Origin of the sequence: Myxococcus xanthus, from assembly GCF_006402735.1 — a bacterium.
In the GTDB taxonomy this organism is placed as follows: domain Bacteria; phylum Myxococcota; class Myxococcia; order Myxococcales; family Myxococcaceae; genus Myxococcus; species Myxococcus xanthus_A.
The window spans coordinates 3,624,166-3,643,979 of sequence record NZ_CP017174.1 but is presented as its reverse complement, the minus strand read 5'-3'; the positions used below and the strand labels follow the sequence as shown (position 1 = coordinate 3,643,979).

Annotated in this window: 22 protein-coding genes; 16 read left to right on the top strand and 6 right to left on the bottom strand. The window is 69.0% G+C overall.

Annotated elements, in window-relative coordinates; genetic code table 11:
• Nucleotides 1–95: 95 nt before the first annotated feature.
• Nucleotides 96–2,303 (top strand): prolyl oligopeptidase family serine peptidase, encoded by a 2,208-nt coding sequence (locus tag BHS09_RS15420; RefSeq protein WP_140798247.1) that lies wholly within the window; start codon nt 96–98, stop codon nt 2,301–2,303.
• 69 nt (nt 2,304–2,372) lie between these two features.
• Here the strand turns inward: BHS09_RS15420 and BHS09_RS15415 are convergent, their stop codons facing one another.
• Nucleotides 2,373–2,735 (bottom strand): hypothetical protein, encoded by a 363-nt coding sequence (locus BHS09_RS15415; RefSeq protein ID WP_237080369.1) that lies wholly within the window; start codon nt 2,733–2,735, stop codon nt 2,373–2,375.
• Nucleotides 2,736–2,904: 169 nt separating this feature from the next.
• On the opposite strand from BHS09_RS15415, the gene BHS09_RS40285 reads away from it, so the two are divergent.
• The 4 genes from BHS09_RS40285 to BHS09_RS15395 all read left to right on the top strand — a co-directional run bounded on the left by BHS09_RS40285 (nt 2,905) and on the right by BHS09_RS15395 (nt 4,814).
• Complete coding sequence (locus tag BHS09_RS40285; protein WP_140798246.1) at nt 2,905–3,387, top strand: PH domain-containing protein; 483 nt, start codon at nt 2,905–2,907, stop codon at nt 3,385–3,387.
• Nucleotides 3,365–3,529, top strand: coding sequence for a PAN domain-containing protein (locus BHS09_RS40280; RefSeq protein ID WP_140790858.1), 165 nt, complete (start codon nt 3,365–3,367; stop codon nt 3,527–3,529). The genes BHS09_RS40285 and BHS09_RS40280 overlap by 23 nt, the downstream gene beginning before the upstream one ends.
• Nucleotides 3,530–3,624: 95 nt before the next feature.
• Nucleotides 3,625–4,311, top strand: coding sequence for a hypothetical protein (locus BHS09_RS15400; protein WP_140790857.1), 687 nt, complete (start codon nt 3,625–3,627; stop codon nt 4,309–4,311).
• A gap of 125 nt (nt 4,312–4,436) precedes the next feature.
• Nucleotides 4,437–4,814: an ArsC/Spx/MgsR family protein gene (locus BHS09_RS15395; RefSeq protein ID WP_140790856.1), complete on the top strand. Its 378-nt coding sequence runs from the start codon at nt 4,437–4,439 to the stop codon at nt 4,812–4,814.
• A gap of 9 nt (nt 4,815–4,823) precedes the next feature.
• On the opposite strand, the gene BHS09_RS15390 is transcribed toward BHS09_RS15395, so the two are convergent.
• Nucleotides 4,824–5,966, bottom strand: a complete 1,143-nt coding sequence (locus tag BHS09_RS15390) for a winged helix DNA-binding domain-containing protein (protein ID WP_140798245.1) — start codon at nt 5,964–5,966, stop codon at nt 4,824–4,826.
• A gap of 135 nt (nt 5,967–6,101) precedes the next feature.
• On the opposite strand from BHS09_RS15390, the gene BHS09_RS15385 reads away from it, so the two are divergent.
• Nucleotides 6,102–7,193 carry a D-TA family PLP-dependent enzyme gene (locus BHS09_RS15385; protein ID WP_140800681.1) on the top strand — a complete coding sequence of 364 codons (1,092 nt, stop codon included), beginning with the start codon at nt 6,102–6,104 and terminating at the stop codon, nt 7,191–7,193.
• A gap of 10 nt (nt 7,194–7,203) precedes the next feature.
• On the opposite strand, the gene BHS09_RS15380 is transcribed toward BHS09_RS15385, so the two are convergent.
• Nucleotides 7,204–8,199 (bottom strand): TIR domain-containing protein, encoded by a 996-nt coding sequence (locus BHS09_RS15380; protein ID WP_237078312.1) that lies wholly within the window; start codon nt 8,197–8,199, stop codon nt 7,204–7,206.
• A 212-nt stretch (nt 8,200–8,411) separates the two neighbouring features.
• Here BHS09_RS15380 and BHS09_RS15375 point away from each other — a divergent pair, with 212 nt between their 5' ends.
• The 3 genes from BHS09_RS15375 to BHS09_RS15365 all read left to right on the top strand — a co-directional run bounded on the left by BHS09_RS15375 (nt 8,412) and on the right by BHS09_RS15365 (nt 11,652).
• Complete coding sequence (locus BHS09_RS15375) at nt 8,412–9,734, top strand: styrene monooxygenase/indole monooxygenase family protein (RefSeq protein ID WP_140798244.1); 1,323 nt, start codon at nt 8,412–8,414, stop codon at nt 9,732–9,734.
• 152 nt (nt 9,735–9,886) lie between these two features.
• Complete coding sequence (locus BHS09_RS15370) at nt 9,887–10,843, top strand: ketopantoate reductase family protein (RefSeq protein WP_140798243.1); 957 nt, start codon at nt 9,887–9,889, stop codon at nt 10,841–10,843.
• Nucleotides 10,844–10,932: 89 nt separating this feature from the next.
• Nucleotides 10,933–11,652 (top strand): hypothetical protein, encoded by a 720-nt coding sequence (locus tag BHS09_RS15365; RefSeq protein WP_140790851.1) that lies wholly within the window; start codon nt 10,933–10,935, stop codon nt 11,650–11,652.
• 13 nt (nt 11,653–11,665) lie between these two features.
• Here BHS09_RS15365 and BHS09_RS15360 read toward each other — a convergent pair whose 3' ends face one another.
• The gene (locus BHS09_RS15360) at nt 11,666–12,676 is read right to left on the bottom strand and encodes an Lnb N-terminal periplasmic domain-containing protein (protein WP_140798242.1); all 1,011 of its coding nucleotides are present in this window, start codon (nt 12,674–12,676) and stop codon (nt 11,666–11,668) included.
• Nucleotides 12,677–12,787: 111 nt separating this feature from the next.
• Here BHS09_RS15360 and BHS09_RS15355 point away from each other — a divergent pair, with 111 nt between their 5' ends.
• Nucleotides 12,788–13,003, top strand: a complete 216-nt coding sequence (locus BHS09_RS15355; protein WP_013939684.1) for an MbtH family protein — start codon at nt 12,788–12,790, stop codon at nt 13,001–13,003.
• 93 nt (nt 13,004–13,096) lie between these two features.
• Here BHS09_RS15355 and fruA read toward each other — a convergent pair whose 3' ends face one another.
• Nucleotides 13,097–13,786: a response regulator transcription factor FruA gene (gene fruA, locus BHS09_RS15350; RefSeq protein WP_011553167.1), complete on the bottom strand. Its 690-nt coding sequence runs from the start codon at nt 13,784–13,786 to the stop codon at nt 13,097–13,099.
• 526 nt (nt 13,787–14,312) lie between these two features.
• Between fruA and BHS09_RS15345 the strand changes: the two genes are divergently transcribed.
• Nucleotides 14,313–15,077 carry an RDD family protein gene (locus BHS09_RS15345; protein ID WP_174260549.1) on the top strand — a complete coding sequence of 255 codons (765 nt, stop codon included), beginning with the start codon at nt 14,313–14,315 and terminating at the stop codon, nt 15,075–15,077.
• 1 nt (nt 15,078) lies between these two features.
• On the top strand, nt 15,079–16,071 hold the full coding sequence (locus BHS09_RS15340) for a stage II sporulation protein M (RefSeq protein WP_140798240.1): 993 nt from the start codon (nt 15,079–15,081) through the stop codon (nt 16,069–16,071).
• Here BHS09_RS15340 and BHS09_RS15335 read toward each other — a convergent pair.
• On the bottom strand, nt 16,005–16,514 hold the full coding sequence (locus tag BHS09_RS15335) for a J domain-containing protein (RefSeq protein WP_140798239.1): 510 nt from the start codon (nt 16,512–16,514) through the stop codon (nt 16,005–16,007). The genes BHS09_RS15340 and BHS09_RS15335 overlap by 67 nt on opposite strands.
• 102 nt (nt 16,515–16,616) lie before the next feature.
• Between BHS09_RS15335 and BHS09_RS15330 the strand changes: the two genes are divergently transcribed.
• The 4 genes from BHS09_RS15330 (at nt 16,617) to BHS09_RS15315 (ending at nt 19,751) form a co-directional block, all read left to right on the top strand.
• The gene (locus BHS09_RS15330; RefSeq protein ID WP_140798238.1) at nt 16,617–17,135 is read left to right on the top strand and encodes a HEAT repeat domain-containing protein; all 519 of its coding nucleotides are present in this window, start codon (nt 16,617–16,619) and stop codon (nt 17,133–17,135) included.
• A gap of 105 nt (nt 17,136–17,240) precedes the next feature.
• Nucleotides 17,241–17,768, top strand: a complete 528-nt coding sequence (locus BHS09_RS15325) for a DivIVA domain-containing protein (protein ID WP_011553162.1) — start codon at nt 17,241–17,243, stop codon at nt 17,766–17,768.
• Between the two features lie 77 nt (nt 17,769–17,845).
• Complete coding sequence (locus BHS09_RS15320; RefSeq protein ID WP_174258786.1) at nt 17,846–19,045, top strand: peptidase MA family metallohydrolase; 1,200 nt, start codon at nt 17,846–17,848, stop codon at nt 19,043–19,045.
• 163 nt (nt 19,046–19,208) lie between these two features.
• On the top strand, nt 19,209–19,751 hold the full coding sequence (locus BHS09_RS15315; RefSeq protein WP_140790842.1) for a hypothetical protein: 543 nt from the start codon (nt 19,209–19,211) through the stop codon (nt 19,749–19,751).
• The last annotated feature ends 63 nt before the right edge of the window (nt 19,752–19,814 follow it).

Genomic DNA, 19,814 nt, shown 5'->3' with positions numbered 1-19,814 from the left:
CCGGCGCACGGCGGCATTCCCAACGCAACGAAGCCGTTTCCCGTCCCAAGGGACGTGGCAGGCTGCGTGCGCGTTTCCCAACCCCGAGGTGAACCGTGAAGCTGAAGACCGCATTGACGGCGGCGGTGCTGACCCTGCCGCTGGCTGCGCCAGCCGCCCCCGCCCCCGCGCCGGCCGCGACGGCGCCCCGCAAGGCCGCCTCCAAGGCGCCCGCGTCGCCGAAGAAGGAGACGGTGGACACCTACCACGGCACGGCGGTGAAGGACCCGTACCAGTGGCTGGAGGACTCGTCCGACGCGCAGGTGAAGCAGTGGAACGACGCGCAGAACGCGTACACCCGCGCCCTCCTGGACAAGCTGTCCGGACGCGAGGCCATCCGCCAGCGCGTCTCCGAGTTGCTGAGCTGGAAGTCCCCTGGCTACGGCGGGCTGCACGAGGCCGGCGGTACGTTGTTCGCCATGAAGGCCCAGCCGCCCAAGCAGCAGTCCTTCCTGGTCGTGCTCGGCTCGGTGGATGACACGTCCAAGGAGCGCGTGCTGGTGGACCCCATGGTGGTGGACCCCTCGGGCCACACCACCATCGACTGGTACGTCCCCACGCTGGACGGCAAGAAGATCGCCGTGTCGATGTCGAAGAACGGCACCGAGAGCGGCGACGTCACCGTCTATGACGTGGCCACCGGCAAGCCGCTGCCGAATGAGACCGTGCCCCGCGTGAATGGAGGCACCGCGGGTGGCAGCCTGACGTGGACGGCGGACGGCAAGGGCTACTTCTACACGCGCTACCCGCGCGGCGAGGAGCGTCCCGAGGCGGACCGTGACTTCTTCCAGCAGGTCTACTTCCACCAGCTCGGCACGCCCACGGAGAAGGACACGTATGTGCTGGGCAAGGACTTCCCACGCATCGCGATGACGGAACTGGACACGTCTCACGACGGCCAGCACATCTCCGCCGTCGTGGCCAACGGCGACGGCGGCGAGTACATGCTGTACCTGCGCGACGCCGCCGGGAAGTGGTCGCAGGTGTCGAAGTTCGAGGACAAGGTCATCCGCGCGCGCTTCGGCCACGACGGCGCCATGTACCTGCTCAGCCGCAAGGACGCGCCGCGCGGCAAGGTGCTGCGGCTGCCGCTGGCCACGCCCACGCTGGACAAGGCCACGGTGGTGGTGCCGGAGGGCGAGGCCAGCATCCAGGGCTTCTTCCCCACGAAGTCGCGGCTCTACGTGAGCGAGCAGCTCGGCGGGCCTTCGCAGCTGCGCATGGTGGACCTGAAGGGCAAGGCGATGGGGATGGTGCCCACCCTGCCCGTGTCCTCCGTGGGCGGACTCGTGAGCCAGGGCGATGACGACGTGCTCTTCATCAACACCAGCTTCACCCAGCCGATGGCCTGGTACCGGTACTCGGCGAAGGACAACACGGTGAAGAAGACGGCGCTGGCCCGCACGTCGCCGCTGGACCTGAGCGACGTGGAAGTGGTGCGCGCGTTCGCCACGTCCAAGGACGGCACCAAGGTTCCCGTCAGCATCCTCAAGAAGAAGGGCACCAAGCTCAACGGCAACAACCCGGCGCTGCTGACGGGCTACGGCGGCTTCAACATCTCCATCAGCCCGAGCTACAACTCGCTGGCCGGTTTCTGGCTGGAACAGGGCGGCGTGTTCGCGGTGGCCAACCTGCGCGGCGGCTCGGAGTTCGGCGAGAAGTGGCACGCCGAGGGCTCGCTCACGAACAAGCAGAACGTCTTCGACGACTTCCACGCCGCCGCGAAGCTGCTGGTGGACCAGAAGTACACGCAGCCGAAGAAGCTGGCCATCCAGGGTGGCAGCAACGGCGGCCTCCTGATGGGCGCGGCCGTCACCCAGCACCCGGAGATGTACGGCGCCGTCGTGGCGCGCGTGGGCATCTACGACATGCTCCGGGTGGAGCTGACGCCCAACGGCCAGTTCAACATCACCGAGTACGGCACCGTGAAGAACCCGGAGCAGTTCAAGGCGCTGCACGCGTACTCGCCGCTCCACAACGTGAAGGACGGCACGGCCTACCCCTCAGTGCTCTTCACGTCCGGCGCGAACGATCCGCGCGTGGACCCGTTCCACTCACGGAAGATGGTGGCCCGGATGCAGGAGGCCACCAAGGCGAAGAACCCCATCCTGCTGCGCGCCAACGCGGAGACGGGCCACGGCGCCGGCACGCCGCTGAACGCACGCATCGAGGAAGAAGTCGACGTGTACTCGTTCGTGTTCAACGCCCTGGGCATGAAGTACCAGCCCCCGGCGAAGAAGGTCGCGGCGCCCAAGCCGCAGTAGCCGTGTGAAAACCGCATCCACCGCCGCCCGGACGCTGGCGCGGCGGTGGATGAGGTACGGCATTGCCTCTCAGCAGGTCCAGGTACAGGCCGTGCCGCCCCACGCCTGGTTGCAGCGCCCTTCCGTCTGGGGAAGCGAGTCGCAGAAGCTCTGCGCCGTCCCCGGAAGCGCCTGGCAGCACCCGGTGCACGTCCAGATGCAGGAGGTGCCCTGGTTGACCTGATTACAGCGCCCCGGCGTCTGGGGAATCGAGTCACAGAAGGCCTGGGTCGTCCCCGGAAGCGCCGTGCAGCACCCCGTATTGAGCGCCGCCTCTTCGCTCACCCCGTCGGACGCCGCGCCTTCTTCATCCACCACGCCACAGCCCGTGAGCCCTGCGACGGCCAGCAACACGGCACCGTGCAGCGCGAACCGCTTCAGTGAACCACGCATGCGAAACCACCTTTCCTGAGCAAGCTGCATGGGCAGCCTAGTCCGTGGAAAAGCGGAAAAGCACGGCACGGTACAGAGGCGGCGCAGTTGGTTCTCCCGGGCCAGCGTGCGCACCACGCCCCAGCGGTAGCGTCCCCGCCACTCCTTGGACTCGGCGCCCGGTCGCGACATGAGTCCTGGGCCATTCATGGCAGGGGAGACAGGATTTGAACCCGTGGAGTTACCTGGAAGCCCACGCCCCTGCGGCCTGCCGCCTGGATGGGCTGCTTGGGCGGCATGTGCCCCGAGGGGCGGCACAGCCTCTGCTCCGGCCCGGCGCACAGCCCGCGTGTCACCCTCCAGCGGCCCTTCTTGGCACCTCTTCACCAGCCCGCCGCCCTCAACAGGGCTCCTATCCGTCCTATACTTCGAGACCGGAGCCCTCTCCAAAACCGTGGGGGAGATCGACCTCCGGAATGTCGGTGATACGCAAGTCGCGCAGAGCCTGCTGGACCGACTCCTCGGCATCGGCAGCGTCGCCCTCATCTCGACGGACAAGACGTCTCCGGTCTCGGTCCTTCGCTGGATGGCCGCGCCGCGCTCCCTCCGCGAGCTCGTCCGCACGCGGGCCTATCCGGTGAGCCACAGGCATGTGTTCACGCGAGCCACGTGAAGCCTGCGTGCCAGGCGAGCGCTTCCTCAAGGCCTCAACGCAGAACGCCACTGCGTGTGCGGCCGCGTGTCAGCAGGACGCGCGCTGCCATGCCTGGCCCCACCAGCGGTCTGGAGTACAGGGCCCGGCGTCCCGCTGCTAGCTCAAGAGCGCCGTGCCTCCCGTCGCAGGCGCGACGTACACAAACTCCGGCGGCGTGCGGCCAATCGACGCCGCACCACCACTGGAGAGCTGAGAATGAATTCGAATCAGTCCAAAGCGGCGCGCCCCCACCTGGAGTTCCTCAGCGTGCGGGCCTTGCTGTCGTCGCTGGTCCTCTTCGGAGGAAGCGCGAATGCCGCCGCGGTCATTCAGCAGTTTCGCCAGCCCGAGTCGCGCGATGCGACGGGAAAACTCATCGTCGAGGAGTCGGTCGTCAGCATCATCAACTGCAATGGCCCGGGTGAGAACGGCGGCCAGTTCTACATCTACCAATATGTCAACCGCCCGGGAGTTCGGGCCATCCGGCCACCCGACTGGAGCCAGCCAATCGGCGGACGCGATTTCGCCGCCTTTGAAGAGGCGGTCGGGGCGGCCTGTGCACCCGCTTCTGCCCCGGGAGGCCCGACGCCGGGGGCCCCCACCCCTGCCGGCTGCTGGGGATTCTCCGGCACCTGGTCGGACAACATCTTCGGGACCATGCAATTGGTCCAGATTGGCGAGAGCGCCAGTGGCACCTATTCCGGAACGACATCGCCCGGCGCCATCAACGGCAAGGTCACGGGCCAGGCCTTCGATGGAACCTGGGTCAGTCGTGAGGGCACGTCCGGCACCGTCCATCTCGAGCTGAGAGGGGATGGGAGCACCTACGAGGGAGAGGCGAGCACCACCGGCTGGGGGAACAAGGTCAGCGGCAAGTGCGTGGGCCCGCCGCCCGCGGGGTGATGCGGGGCGCGTGGGCACCTCCACGGGCAGGCGAAGCGGGGGCGCGCCTCGCTTCTGCCTGCCGCAGCACTGACAGCCCGGCAAGAGTGCGGACGGGCGGCTTCGCAGCGTGCGAGACTGGCCGGATGGAGCTCTGGATCAACCCTGCCTGTTCAAAGTGCCGCGCCGCGATGGCCGCGCTGGATGCGTCCGGTGCAGCCTACGTCGTCCGCCGCTACCTGGAGTCGCCCCCCACCGCTGCGGAGCTGGAGGCCGTACTCGGGAGGCTCGAGCTGGAGCCCTGGGAGCTGGTGCGCATGGGTGAGGCCGCGGCGACCGAGGCCACGCTGGAGATGCTGCCCAGAGACGCGACACACCGTGCCGACTGGATTGCAGCCATGGTCCAGCACCCAGAGCTGATTCAGCGGCCCATCGTTACCGCCAGCGACGGGACGACTGTGGTGGGGCGGAGCCCGGAGGCGCTGGAGAGGGTGCTCGCCGCAGAGCGCGGCTCGGGCACCTGAGCGGGGGCTTCAGGACGAGTGAGCTTCGTCCGCTTCCGGGCGGACATCATGCTCAAGTTGCCCGCGGACCTCGAACGTGCGGGCTTCGGGCTCCATGAAACGCAGGAGCGCCTCGCCCTCCTTCACCAGGGCGTCACGGTCCTTCTTCTTGATGGGCGCAAAGGGCTCGACGACGAGCGTAGCCGCCGCGCGCTTGTGCTCCACCGTCCACGTCCCGGCGATGAAGCCGTCCACGAGGAAGGTGGCGGGGACTCGCAGATTCTTGGTGATGAGCTTGGAGCGGTACGCGTCATCCACCAGCCGGGCCCGGTCCTCATGGCCGAGCACCAGGCTGTCGAACTCCGGGAGGAAGCGCGCGGGTGCGGCCGTGTCCTCGTCCGGCCGGGGTGCCTTGGGCAGGTCGAACAGCTCCCGCCCCTTCTCGTCCCGGAACGTGCGCAGCGAAGGCCGAAGCGCCTCGAAGGTGGACTTCAGGCCCTTGAGGCCGGACCAGGTCTGGGCATCCGTCACCGATGCGGGACCGAAGGCCGCGAGGTAGCGCTGCACCAGCGTGGGAAGGTCCGCTTCGGCGCGCAGCGGTGCGCCCAGCCAGGACTCCGCGACCGCGAAGTCCGTGGTGCCGGGGTAGCCCCACTCCGTCTCCGTGGGGACCTGGATGAGGGGTAGGAACATCCGCACCGCGAAGCCCATGGCGCGTTCGTCGTTCTGGGGATGCCGGGCCACCAGGTGGTCGCGCAGCGCCTCGAAGGTGCGCGGCGCTTCATCGAAGAAGGCGCGCGCCTCCTTGACGAGCGGCGCGACGTCCAGCCCCTTCGCGCGCTCGCGCAGCACCGACGCCACAGAGGCTTCGAGCAGCGGTGTGAAGCTGGCTCGCAGGTGCCGGTAGTCCTCCGCGCTCGCCAGGTGCAACGTGCCGCGCATCAACGTGGCGCGGACCACCTCCTTGCGCTGGAGCAGCACCTGGAGCGCGTCTCGCTCGAAGCCCGCGACACGCGACCACAGGCCGATGAACGGCGGCTTCGCCTGTTGGGCCTGAAGCGCCAGGAGCTTCTCCACCGCGCCGAGCACGGACGTCTGCTCACGCGCCAGCAACATCTGCCGCGCCAAGGTCGCGCGGTTGAGGGCCCTGAGGGTCAACGGGGAATCTGGCATGTGGCCTCGCTCGCGGGGTGCACCTGGCGGGTCGTGGCGCCGCGCGAGTCGCGGAGGTGTAGCACTTCACGAACGAAGGGCGAACATGCCCGGTACTCCTGGAGCCCGGCACACCGGAGTGCCACATTGCACGGCATGAATGTGGACCGGCTCGACATGATGACGACACCCGCCGCCCTCGTGGACCTGGACCGTGTGGACGCCAACCTGAAGCGAGTGGCCATGTACACCCGCCAGCACGGCCTGCGGTGGCGGCCCCACACGAAGACGCACAAGACACCGGAGTTCGCCGCGCTCCAGCTCGCCGCCGGAGCCCAGGGCGTCACCGTGGCCACCGTCCGCGAGGCGGAGGTCATGGCCACCGCCTGCGACGACATCCTGCTCGCCTATCCTCCCGTGGGCGACGACAGGCTTGCCCGGCTCATGGCGCTACCACCACACGTCCGGCTCACCGTGGCCCTGGACTCGGGCGAGGCGCTGGAGATGCTGAGCCGCGCGGCCCGGAGGGCGGGCCGTACGGTGGGCGTGTTGGTGGAGCTGGACCTGGGCATGCGGCGCGTGGGCCTCCAGTCCACCGGGGACGCCATCGCCCTGGCCGGTAACGTGGCGTTCGGCAGTGGCCTGGAGTACCGGGGCATCACCTTCTACGCCGGACACCTGCGCCTTCCCCAGGAGAAGCTGGGCTCTGCGATGCGCGCACAGTCCGAGCGGCTGGCGGCCTTCATCGAGGCCCTGACGGACTCGGGACTGCGGCCCGAAACCGTGAGCGGCGGCTCCACGCCGACGCTGTGGCGCTCGCATGAAGTCGCCGGGCTCACGGAGATTCGCCCGGGCATCAACATCTTCAATGACCGCAACGCCGTATCGGTGGGTGCATGCCCGTGGGAGGAATGTGCCTACTCCGTGCTGGCCACGGTGGTGAGCACCACCGTGCCGGGCCAGGCGGTCATCGACGCGGGCTCCAAGGCCCTGGCCAAGGAGGAAGGCTTCACCGACACGGGCGTCTACGGCGCCCTGCTCGACCGGCCAGACGTCCTGGTGCGAGGCCTGTCCGAGGAGCACGGCCTGCTGGACCTTTCCAGCACCTCCTGGCGGCCCCGCGTGGGCGACCGCGTGCGCGTGGTGCCCAACCACGCCTGTGCCTCCGTCAACCTGCACGACCGGTTGCACCTGCTGCGCCAGGGCACCTGGGCCGGCACGCACGCCATCACCGCACGCGGCTGGTGACGCGCGCCACTCAGTCGTCCATGCGCTGGAGTTCCTTCGTCAGCAACTGCTCCAGCTCGCGAATGTTGCGATAGACGATGCAGCGATAGGACGCGACGTCGAAGCGGAGCTCCTTCACGTCACGCACCAACAACAGCGTGGGCCGGCCCCGACCCCACGCATAGCCGACCTCCAGGTACACGTTCGGATTGGCCAGGGACAGGTCGGCAATCACCACCTTCGCCGTCTCGATGCGCTCGCGAATGCGCTGGATGATGGGGCCGTCGAACAGCTCCTGGTCCACGCGCTCGCACAGCATGCCCGCGGCCTTCACCGGCCCCTGGATGCCGTAGTGGTACGTGTCCTCCAACTCGGGTGCGAAAGGCATGGCCACGAAGGCGTGAGGCTTTGCCATGGACACGGTGCCCGCCGTCGCCAGAGGCGGCGCCTGCGTCACGGCTGACATTCGCCGAACCCGGAAGCCACCGTCCGGAAGCGGCTCCACGCCAGGCGTTGCGCTCAAGCCACGTGCGAATGCCTTGACCAGTCTTTGCGCACGGCGAGCGTCCCGCTCCACGACCGTGAAGCGCGCCAGGGATTGGGGGCCGGAGCCACGCTGGAAGGCTTCGACGAGCCCGCCCACGAAGGCGAGCACGGCTTCGTCCTCATCCAATCCATAGTTGGGACCATGGACGGTGCCCGCGACATGCGCGAGGCCAGAGTGGTTCTCCAGCGCCACCAGCGCACGCACCGCGAACTGCCGAATCTCGTGGTAGCCGAACTCGCCCAGGCGAACGGTGCCCAGGAAGAGCGCCCGTGGCGAGGTCAGCGTCCCCCGCGTCTCCACGAGGCGGTTCGCACCGGGCGCAAGCGTGAGCTGCGCCAAGGGAACGCCCGCCAGCTCCAGCCGCCGCGCTGCTTGACCCGTCGCGCCATAGAAGCTCTGTGCGTATTTGAACAGCACCGCGTCCGCGGTGAACTCGGTCAGGTCTCCTACCTTCAACGCCACGTCGAGGAACTGGGCCATTGCGTCCCACTGTAAAGCCTTGCGCCTGCTGTTCCCAACCCGACGTCTACGTCTGCCCATCAAGGCATGACGCAATGCGCCTCTCTTTTTCTCGGCTATCAAGTACGTCCTGTCTGAAGATCTCCGTTTGTGTTGTGTTAAGGAACGCCCCTGGCCCTTGGGGGGTCCATCCCGACACAGCCATGACGGCAGGGGACACGGAGGAGAGTCATATGGAGCGCATTGGAATTGTTGGCGCCGGCACCGCGGGACTTCACCTGGGTCTGAAGCTGCTGTCCCACGGTGTGCCCGTGACGATCTACACGGAGCAGGAGCCGAGCAGGCTACGGGATTCCCGTCTGCTCAACACGGTGGCGCACCATGCCCCCACGCGCATGCGTGAGCGCGTCCTGGGCGTGGACCACTGGAGCGGCCCCAACGCCGACATGTTCTATATCGGCATCCATGTGAACGGCGGGCCCCACCCATTCAGCCTCCGGGGCCGCCTGGATTCCCCCTCCATCTTCGTGGACTACCGGCAGTACCAGCCGCGCCTCGCGGAGGACTTCGTCGCGCGCGGCGGCAAGCTGGAGGTGCTTCCCGTGGACGTCGACGTACTGGAGCGCCTGGCGCGGCAACACGCGCTGATGGTGGTCGCCACCGGGCGCAATGGCCTGACGCGCCTGTTCCCCCGCGTGCCCGAGCTGTCGCCGCACACGCAGCCGCCGCGCATGCTCTTCGCCGCGCTGCTCAAGGGCGTGCGCATGCAGGAGCCGATTGGGATGAATGCCAACCTGATTCCCGGTCAGGGCGAAATCTTCGAGTCTCAGGTCGTCACCGCGAACGGGCGCGTGCCCAGCGTGCTCATCGAGGCGCTGCCCGGCAGTGAGCTGTCACGGCTCAGCACGCAGCGCTACGACGAAGACCCGCGCGCCTTCGAGGCGATGCTGATGGACTTCCTGCGCCGCTTCGCACCCACCACCTACGAGCGCGTGGATCCGTCGAGCTTCGGCGTGCGAGGTCCCATGGACTACCTGCAAGGTTCCTTCACGCCGACGGTGCGCCAGGGCTGGGCGCCTCTTTCGGGTGGCCGCTTCGTCATGGCGGTGGGCGACACGCACGTGACGAATGACCCCGTCGCGGGTCAGGGCGCCAACGCGGGGTCTGCTTCCGCCTTCGCGCTGGCGGAGCACATCGTCACCGCGCTGGCGGAGAACCGTCCCTTCGACGAGGTCTTCTGTCGGCAGGCCGAAGCGGGCTCGTGGGCCGCCACCGCGCCGGCAACGCATTGGACCAACGCGCTGTTGCAGCCGCCGCCTCCGCACGTCATCGACCTGCTGGCCGCTGGCAGCAAGGACGCCCGGGTCGCGGACGCCATCGCCACCGCCTTCGTGACGCCCGAGCTCATCCTCTCCGCATGTGCCAGCCCGGAGAGCACGGCGGCGTTCATCGCGAGGCACCGCCCGCTCGTCCGAGAGGCCGCGCCGCCTCCCAGCCCCCTGGCGTGGCACCCGCCTCCCGAGGAGCCGAAGGTCACTGTGTCGCTGACGCGCTGAGTGCCGTTGAAGTCGTCACAACGTGGCGGCGCCAGACGGCCGCCTCGTCGTGCGACTGTGCTCCAACACAGCTGTCTTGCTCGCTGATTCGCGGAGTGCGAGCGCGTGATTCAACCCTGCCCCGCTGGGGATGTGCGGTTATCTTCCGCGCCATGCGATTCGCCATCTTGGGCTCTGGAGGCGTCGGTGGTTTCTTCGGCGCGAAGCTGGTCCGCGCCGGGCATGACGTGACGTTCCTCGCGCGCGGAGCGCACCTGCGCGCCATGCAGGAACACGGGCTCACCATCCACGGCGCCGAAGGAGACTTCACCGTCGCGGTCAAGGCCGACGATGACGTCCAGCGCTTCGGCCCCGTGGACGTCGTGGTCCTCGCGGTGAAGAACTACGACGTCGCTTCCGTGCTCCCCGCGGTGAAGACGTTGCTCTCCGCGCGAGGCGCACCGGCGCCGGGCGAAACGGCGCCCTTCGTGCTCACCTTGCAGAACGGCGTGGACATCCCCTCCGAAGTGGCCGCCGCCGTGGGCGAAGCCGCCGTCCTGGGCGGCACCACGTACATCTCCACCGCCATCAGCGAGCCCGGCGTCATCACCCAGACCGGAACGAACCACCGAATCGTGCTCGGAGAAGTGTTCGGTGACACCTCGCGCATCTCCGACCGGGCACAGTCCCTGCGGGACGCGCTGGCCGGCGCGGGCGTCACCGTGGAGGCCGTGGCGGATGCGCGCGGAGCGCTCTGGGACAAGCTGTCCTTCCTCGCCTGCATGTCCGCGTTCAGCACCGCGTCCCGGCTGCCCGTGGGCGCCCTCCGGGACAATCCAGCCTTCCGCGAGGTGTTCCGGCAGGCTGCCGCCGAGGTGCTCAGCGTCGCCGCCGCGGAGGGCGTCACCACCACGCGCACGCCGGACGCCCTGGTGCAGTACATGGACGGGCTGCCCGCCCACATGCGCCCGTCCATGCTGGGCGACCTGGAGAACGGCAAGCCGCTGGAGGTCGAATACCTCCAGGGCTCGGTGGTGCGCCGGGGCCGCGCGCGGGGCGTCCCCACGCCGGTAATGAGCACCCTCTATGTGCTGCTGATGCCGCACGCCCAGGGTGAACGAAAGGCCTGAGCCACGACGCCCGGCTGGAGGCCAGCCAACACCGTTCCCGCCTTCAGGGCCCGCGCAATCGCCGGGCCCGATGGGCATATGAACGTCATATGACCGAGCCGAAGCCCCGTCCTTCCGAGAACGAGCTGCCCCCCGTATTGGGCCGCGTGGCCTTTCTCGCCGTCGTGTCCGGCCTGACGCCGCTCATCCCTGTCCCCTTCCTGGACGACTACGCGCTCCGGCAGGCCCGCGAGAGCATGGTCCTCACCATCCTCTCCGAGCACGGCCTCCCCAGGCCGGCCCGGGCGGTGGAGGTCCTCGCCGGCTCACACATTGGCCGGACGGCGGGCGGCCGACTGATGAGCTACATGAAGGGCCTGGCGCTCTTCCCGGTGCGCAAGGTGTTCCGCAAGTTCTTCTTCGTCTTGTGGGTGAAGGACTGCGTGGACGTGGCGTCATCAGCGCTGCATCACGGCTATCTGCTCAACCATGCCCTGGACCGTGGCGACCTGAGGCCCGAGGACATGGAGGGCCCGCTGCCCTGGAAGATTCACGACGCCATCGTCGCCGCCTGCGCGGAGTTGGACCCGCGCCCCGTCAATCAGGCCCTGCGCCGGCTCTTCGCGGGCAGCCGCCTGCTCATGGCCGAGGCCACTCGCGCCTTCTTCAGCTCCGACGCCCTCGGCCCCCGGACGCCCGAGCCGGGCGAGAGCGCCGAGGTGAAGACCTTGACGGAGCGCCTCATCGCCGCGCTCTGGGAGGAGCGCGGTTACTTCGTCGCGCTGCAACAGCACTACGACAAGCACCTGAAGGCACGCCACACCCCGTAAGGGGCCTGGCGTGTCACGGCACGGTGCCGGCGGTGGAGGCGGCCAGCGGCTCGCGGATGCGCCGCGAGAAGTCCGGGCGCCCGTCCGCCGCCTGCGCGCGTGCGTTGATGTGGTAGCGCTCGCGCACCTGCTCCAGCGGCGCGTCCCGGTCGATGAGCTCCAGCTCATACGCCAGGGCGTCCGAGAACGCCGGCAGCAAGGTGCGGTGGTCGTAGGGCACCTGACTCTGGCTCACCTTCTCCAGGTGCCGCACCAGGTTGGTGGTGCAGTTGTTGGTGAGCGTGTCGTAGAACTCCGGCTTCTCGTGCAGCGCGTTCATCCGCGCCACCATGTCGAGGAAGAAGCGGGTGATGCGCTCCTTCGACGCATCCACCGGGTAGAGGTAGACGTCGTCCTTGCGGTGGTTGGAGCGCAGCTGCACCAGGTCCCGCTCGTCCCCCACGACATAGGTGAGCTCGAACTGGCGGAACAGGCCGCCCAGCGCGGAGAACGTCTCCCCCTTCTCGCGGCGGACCTCCACGGAGAAGACGAGGTAGCGCCCATCCGCGAAGCCGAAGCTCACCATGGTGTGGGCCGCGCCCCAGACGCCGGAGAAGGGCTCCACGATGAACCACGCGCCCGTGAGCTCACGCGTGTCGTACGTGGCCGAGTACCACGACGCATCCCAATCCGACGTGGTGCGGTAGCGGAAGTCACGCACGTCATGCAACGTCACATGGGGGCCCTCCACCACCGCCCGGGCGGAGCGCGTCAGGTCCGGCGCCCAGTCCGCCTGCGTCGCGGGCCGTACCGTCTGGGTCCACCCCCAGATGGCCACACACCCGGCGCCGATGACGGACAGGGCGGCCCGTTGGGAATGGCGCCGCCAGGCCACCACCGCGCCCGCCGCGAGCAGCACGGCCCCCAGCGCTCGGCCCCCATGCGCGCCCTCGGGGCCCGCCCCCGTCAGCGCCAGGGCCAGCGCCGCCCAGGTGACGCCCAGCGCGAGGAGGAGCGCGGTGATGACACGGAAGACACTTTGCATGGCAGGCGAGTATATGCGGGCTTCAGACGCCGACCGCACCCACGCCTTCCGTGTCTTGACCCCTTTTCCTGGATTGTGGCCAGAATACGCCCCGTTCCAGGAGAGATATCCATGGCGGATGAGCGAGAGGACACGACCGTCTACAAGGTCGTGGTGAACCACGAGGAGCAGTACTCCATCTGGCCGGCCGACCGCGAGAACGCGCTCGGCTGGAAGGATGCAGGCAAGCAGGGCCTCAAGGCCGAGTGCCTGGAGTACATCAAGGAGGTCTGGACGGACATGCGTCCGCTGAGCCTCCGCAAGAAGATGGAAGAGCTGAAGTCGTAGTCACGGCACCGTCCGTGCGCACGCCCCTCGCGACCCCTGGCAACGGCGCCAAGGTCCGGGGGGCGTGCTGCATGAGCGGAACGACAGCGACGCCTAGAGGTCCGGCGGCGGCCGGACGCCCAGGTGGCACGCCCTCAGCGCCAACTGCGTGCGGTTCTCCGCGCCCAGCTTCCGGTAGAGCTGCGTGACGTGGGACTTCACGGTGCGCTCGGCGATTTGCAGGTGCGCGGCAATCTTCAGGTTGTCCGCGCCGCCCGCGACATACGCCAGCACCTCGCGCTCGCGTTGCGTGAGCGCCAGCAGCACGCTCGCGGTGGGTGACGTCACCGGTGGATGCTCGAAGTCGTTCCTCAGGAGCTGCACCGGGAACAGCCGCTCGCCTCGAACCAGGGAGTTGATGGCGGACGCCACCGCCGTCGTGCCCAGGCCCGCGCGGAACAGGTAGCCGGAGGCACCCTCGTCGAAGCACTGCGAGATGATTTCCGGTGTGCTCACCGCGGAGAGCAGCAGCATCCGCACCTCCAGCCGGCGCTTGCGCGCCTCCCGCAGGAGATTGATGCCTTCCGTGACGGAGCAGCCCACGGCGGCCTCGCTGTCACCCTCCACGTCCATCACCGCGACCTGCGGCGGGTCTGTCCCCAGGCTGTCGAGGAACAGGCGCACGTCCCTCGTCACCGAGGAGACCTGCACGCCTTCACCACGGAGCCCGTCGGCCAGGCCCTGCCAGGCCGCCCACGGTCCTTCGAGAATCGATACACGAATCGCTGCTTGATTGGTTGCCATGCGAAGGCCCCCCAGCCGTCATGGCGAAAACTGCATGAACAGACAACTGACCACAGCCGGCTCCGGTACCACCTGGGCCAGTGGGTTGCATGACAGGGAAGAACGAGCGCGTCCGCTGAGCCACTCCGGAGTCGACCTACCGATGTACGACTCGACTCCTGACTGTTTTTGACTTTCAGCTACTCCTGACATCCCTGCGGGCCGCACCTCCTTCGGCCCAGGTTCATGGTCCAACGCAGAAACCCTATCACTGGGAAAGCGCAGACGCGAACCAGCCCTAACGGGAGTGTCCAGTGTGCATGAATCAGAGCCCGTTACAGGGGTTTCATCCGTTGGTTCGTCATCGCTGTCCGGAGCCGGACACGCCCGGGCGTCCACAAGTTGATGAAAGCCCCCTCCCGCACGGCGCGGACTGTCAACCGTGACACATGCGTCTGGGCCCTGAAAATCCCGCAAGTCCAAGCAGAAAAGGGGGTGCGACATGGAGGCGTGGGAGGAAGGCAGACGTGTATGCTGCCTACCCCGCATGCACTCCGCTCCGACACCCCATCTCGACGTGGCCACGCCCGAGCGCGTGGCGCTCACGCTTCCCATCGCGGGCATCGGCTACCGCTGCCTCGCGTGGTTGGTGGACGCGAGCCTGCTGTTCTTCTTCTGGCTGGTGGCCTACTTCGCCTTCACGTTGCTGGTGTCGGACGTGCTCGGCGTCTTCCAGGCGCTGTCGGGCGTGGGGCAGACGCTGATGGTGGTGGGCGTCTTCGCCACGCAGTGGCTGTACTGGACGGTGAGCGAGGTCTTCTTCCACGGCCAGACGGTGGGCAAGCGCGTGCTGGGCATCCGGGTGGTGCGGACGGACGGCTCGCCCGTGGGTGTCTACGAGAGCGCGGTGCGCAACCTCTGCCGCGCAGTGGACTTCCTGCCCATGCTGTACGCCGCCGCCTGCGTCAGCATGCTGCTCACCCGCCAGCACCGGCGCCTGGGAGACCTGCTGGCCGGCACGCTGCTGGTGCGCGAGGAGCGCATCGACCTGGACAAGTACACCGCCGCTCCGGCCGCGTCCGTGCCACTGCCACAGGGCACCGGCGCGCGGCCCCTGTCTCCGGAGGACGTGGAGTTGGTGCTGTCCTTCCTGTCGCGCGCGCCGGGGCTGGCGCCGGAGGTGCGGCAGCGGCTGGGCGCGCGGCTGGTGGAGCGCGTGGGGCCTGACGACGCGGAAGCACGCGCGGCGGTGCTGGCGTCCGCGGAGAGCACCGAGGCCTTCCTTCGCGCCCGCGTCCAGGGAGAGCGCTGACATGGCCACGCCCCTGCCCGCCTACGTGGCCCAACGCCGCACGGACTGGGATGCGCTCCAGGCCCTGCTGGCGAAGCAGCGCTCCGGCACGCTGAAGCTGGGCGAGCTGCGCACGCTGGACACGCTGTACCGCCGCGCGTCCGCCGACCTGGCGCACGCGCAGACCTTCTACGCAGGCACGGACGTCCACCGCTTCCTCAACCAGTTGTGCGGCCAGGCCTACGCGTCCATCTACCAGCCGCCGCGCGAGCGCTGGCCCGCGGTGCGGGAGTTCTTCCGCCGCGAGTTCCCCGCCACCTTGCGCCGCGAGCGTGGCTTCGTGGGCGCCAGCGCCGTGCTGTTCATCCTGGGCATCCTGCTGGGCGCCCTGGTGGTGCTGTGGGAGCCCCGGGGCGCCGAGCTGCTGGTGCCCTCCGGCGTGCGCCACTACGTGGCTCAGGGCCGCATGTGGACGGATGACATCCTGTCGGTGGCGCCGCCCAACTCGGTGGCGTCCAGCATCGCGACCAACAACCTCACCGTCACCATTGTCACCTTCGCCCTGGGCCTCACCGGCGGCCTGGGCACGCTGTTCCTGCTGGTGAACAACGGGGTGCATATCGGCGCCATCAGCGCGCTGTGCGCCCGCGAGGGCATGCTGGGGGGATTGCTGGACTTCATCGCCGCGCACGGCCCGGTGGAGCTGTCCATCCTGGTCATCGCTGGCGGGGCGGGACTGATGGTGGGCCAGGCGCTCATCGACCCGGGGGAGCTGCCCCGGGGACAGGCGCTGGCGGTGCGCGGACGGGAAGCGGTGAAGCTGGTGCTGGGCTGCGCGCCCTTCCTCGCCCTCATCGGCGTGGTGGAGGGCTACGTCTCCCCAGGGGACTTGTTCCCCACCTGGCTGAAGGCGGGGCTAGGCCTGGTCCTGGGGGCGCTCTTCTGGGCCTACCTGCTGCGCGCGGGAAGGACGGACGCGGAGGCCACGGGCGTTCCGGCCGACAGCGCCTCCTGACGCTTGCGCTGGCGGTGACGGAGGATGCGCTCATAGGCCGCGTTCAGCTCGCGCATCTTCTCAGCGGAGCCGCCGCGGTCCGGGTGCTGCTCCATGGCCAGCGCGTGGTAGCGCGCGCGGACCGTGTCGGCCGAGTCCAGCGGCGACACACCCAGCAGCCGGTACGGGTCCTGCTCTTCCAGCGCGGACAGCCACCGGTCCAGCCGGTCCTTGACCTCGATGAACTGCTCGTCCTGGGCGCCGGTGTCCTTCACGGGGTGCGTGCGCACCTTCGCGTCCGCCCGGAAGACGTCGGAGTACACGCTGGACACCCAGCGGTGGCACCCGGAACACCGGAAGTAGCGGACCCGGGTCCCCGGCTGCTGGGTCATCCGGATGCCGCAGTGGGTGCACTCCACATCGACGTTTTCCAGTGTCTGCCAGTTCGCTGCCGCCGCGTTCATCGAACCTTGCTCCCGTTTGCAACACGCCTGTAGCGCGGGGAAGGTCCCACGATGGGAGATCGCGTCAAGAAAATCTCTCCGCCCCGGGTTAGAAGGGCCTCCATGCGTCCCCTGCTTCTCGCTGGCCTGCTCCTTGCCACCGCCGCCCGTGCCCAGGCCCCGGCCCCCTCGGGTCCGGCGCCCACGCCCCCGGTGGAGGCCGCCCCGGCGCCCGCGACGGACGACGCAGCCCTCCTGCGGGGCCTTCTGGGGGCGGTGCGGCCCGCGCCGGAGGAGATTCGGGCCATCGCCATCGAAGACCTGGCGCTGCTGGGAGATGCCCGCGCCCTGGACGCGCTGGCCACGCTCCTGTGGGACCCCAATCCCCGCATCCAGCAGGCGGCGCTGAGGGCCGTCACGCTGTTCCAGCACCCCCGGGCGGAGGAGATTCTGGCCAACGTGGTGCGCCACCCCCGGCTGCCGGACGCGCTGAAAATCCAGGCGCTCAACGGGCTCGTCTTCCAGCGCACGCCCACCGCGCGCCGGGCCGTCCAGGACGCCGCCGTCGACTCGCGGCTCACCGCGGGGGTGCAGAACGCCGCGCGCACCGTCGTGTCTCAGTGGGACGCGACGCGCCGCTGACGCCCGCCCGCCGGGCAGCCATGCGGGCACCACCCGCCAGCGCCGGCGCTCAGGTCAAGGGCCGATTCCTGGAGATGTGACGCCCCTGCGCTACACTGCGGCGTCATGAAAATCACTCCGCTCGACATCCGGCAGAAGCGGTTCGAAACGGCCCTGCGCGGCTTCTCTCGCCGTGAGGTGGAGGCCTACCTCGAGCTCATCGCCGGTGAATTCGAGGAGGTGGTGAAGGAGAACATCGCGCTCAAGGAGGAAGTGAAGCGCACCCAGTTCAAGGTGGAGCAGCACCAGGAACGGGAGCGCACCCTCCAGGAGACCATGGTCACCGCCCAGCGCATCAGCGAGGACCTGAAGGACGCCGCGAAGAAGGAAGCGGAAATCATCATCGCGGACGCCGAGCATCAGGCGGAGAAGATCGTCCACGGCGCCCACCAGCGGCTGGTGCAGGTGGTGGAGGACATCAACGAGCTGAAGCGCCAGCGCACCCAGTTCGAGTCGCAGGTCCGCTCCGTGTTGGATGCCCACCAGAAGCTGCTGGAGACCTTCAAGAGCCCCACGTTCGCGGACCGCGACTACGCGCGCGTCGAGGACAACGTGGCGTATCTGTCCCAGAAGAAGGCCAACGGCGACTCCTGACGCGCCGCGCCGCACGGTGAGGTTGCTGCAACCTGGGGCGAGGCTGTTATGTCAGTGGGAACGTGAGGCCGCCGCACATGCGCCACCTGCTTGTCCTGCTCCTGCTGCTCGCCGCTCCCGGGGCCTGGGCCCAGGAGCCGGGCGGCCCTCATGGCACCCACGCCCATGACGTCGTGAATGACGCCGCGCTGGTGCCCCTGACGCGTCCGCCCCAGGTCAGCGGGGACGTGACGACGAAGCGCTTCCGCATCCTCCACACCGCCGCCGCCACCGCCGCCGCGCACGAGCTGTCCCGGCAGATTGAAGGCGTCCGCGACCGGTTCGGCACCATCCTCGGCAAGGACTGGCCGGGCGTCACCGAGATTCGCCTGGGCGTGGGCCGCACGGAGTTCGAGGCCCTGGCGCTGCCCGGCGGCAAGCCCCCGGGCTGGGCCGTGGCGCTGGCCTACCCCGCCCATCAAATCATCCTGCTGGACGCGCTCAGCCTCCACGAGCCGGAGGGCCAGCAGACACTCCGGCACGAGCTGGCGCACGTGGCCCTGGGGCAGCTGGCCCCGTCGTGGCCCCGCTGGTTCCAGGAAGGCGTCGCGCAGTACGTCACCGGGGAGCGCTACTCCCTGACGCACTACTCCGCCCTCTTCCGGGCCGTCACCCAGGAGCGCGTGTTCCACTTCGAGCACCTCGACCGGGCCTGGCCGGACGTGCCGTCGGACGTGGAAATCGCCTACGCGCAGAGCGCCGCCTTCGTCGCGCACCTGTCGGCGAAGTTCGGCCCCCAGGCCATGGCCGCGCTCGTGGACGGCGTGGCGCGCGGCGAGCCCTTCGAGACGGCCTTCGGCAAGGCCTTCCGCACCTCGCTGTTGGTGGAGGAGACGGACTGGCGTGAAGGCCTGGCCGCGCGCTACGGCTGGCTCCCACTCACCACCAGCTCCGCGCTCGTCTGGCTGGGCGCGTCCTTCCTCTGCGTGGCCGCCTATGCCCGCCGCCGCCAGCAGCGCGCCGCGAAGCTGGCGGAGATGGCCGCCCAGGATGCCGCGGAGGACGCCGCGCTGCGTCTGCTGGCCGCCCAGGCCGCGCAAGCCCAGGCGCAGGGCACCGCCGTGAGTGCCGGGGACTCCACCTGGCCGGACTGGCCCGCGGGCTCACAGGGCACGGAAGCCCACCTGGAGGCCCAGGACGGCGAGGCGCCCGCGGACAGCGCCATTGGCGACCTTCCGGGTGAACTGGACGACGAGGACGGCCCCGGCGGCCGGCCGCCGAAGCCCACCCTCCACTGAACGCCGCCCTTTCCGTCCTGACATGACTACAGGGCGGGGCCTGTAGTTTCTACGGGCGTGCTGCTCCTCTGCCTGCCCATCCCTTCAAGGCAAATGGCTGATTTCACTGGGGAGACCTATCCCTGGGGCGTTGGCCGATGGATTGCTTTGGCTTCCGTACGCGATGCGGAAGGCACTGGACATGAGCGAGCGTGGACGTAAGGCAGCCGTGCTGGCGCGGTTCTTCCGTCAGCAGCCGGATCGAATCTCCGCGCTGTGGCGACGGATGGTGCTGGCGGCGCCCGATTCGGACGCGTCGCAGGGCGCGCCCACCCAGTTGGACAACCTGGTGGAGCCCTTCATCCGCGAGTTGGGCCGGACGCTGGCGGGCGAGGAGTCCAGCCCCTGGAGCCGCACGCGCGCGGTGCTGCGCTTGTCGGCGCACCGGGGCGCCCGCTCGCTCTATGACGAATTCGCGGCGCTGCGGCGCTGCCTGGTGGATGCCTCCGAGGTGCTCGGTGGCGGGGATTGGGAGCGCGAGCGCATCAACCGCGCCGTGGACGAAGCCGTGGACTCCGCGGTGGCGCTCCTCCAACGGATGAAGGACCCGCGCGCGGATGGCCCGCGGGTGCCTTTCGGTGGGCTGGTCGTCGAATACTTCGAGCGTCCTTCCCGGACGCGGCGCGTGTCCCCGGACACGGGAGATGGACGTACGGCAATGCACTGAGGGCGTGCAGGGGTTGGCCGGCCCGTTCGACTTGACGTGCCCGGAAACGGGCGCGTCCGAGAC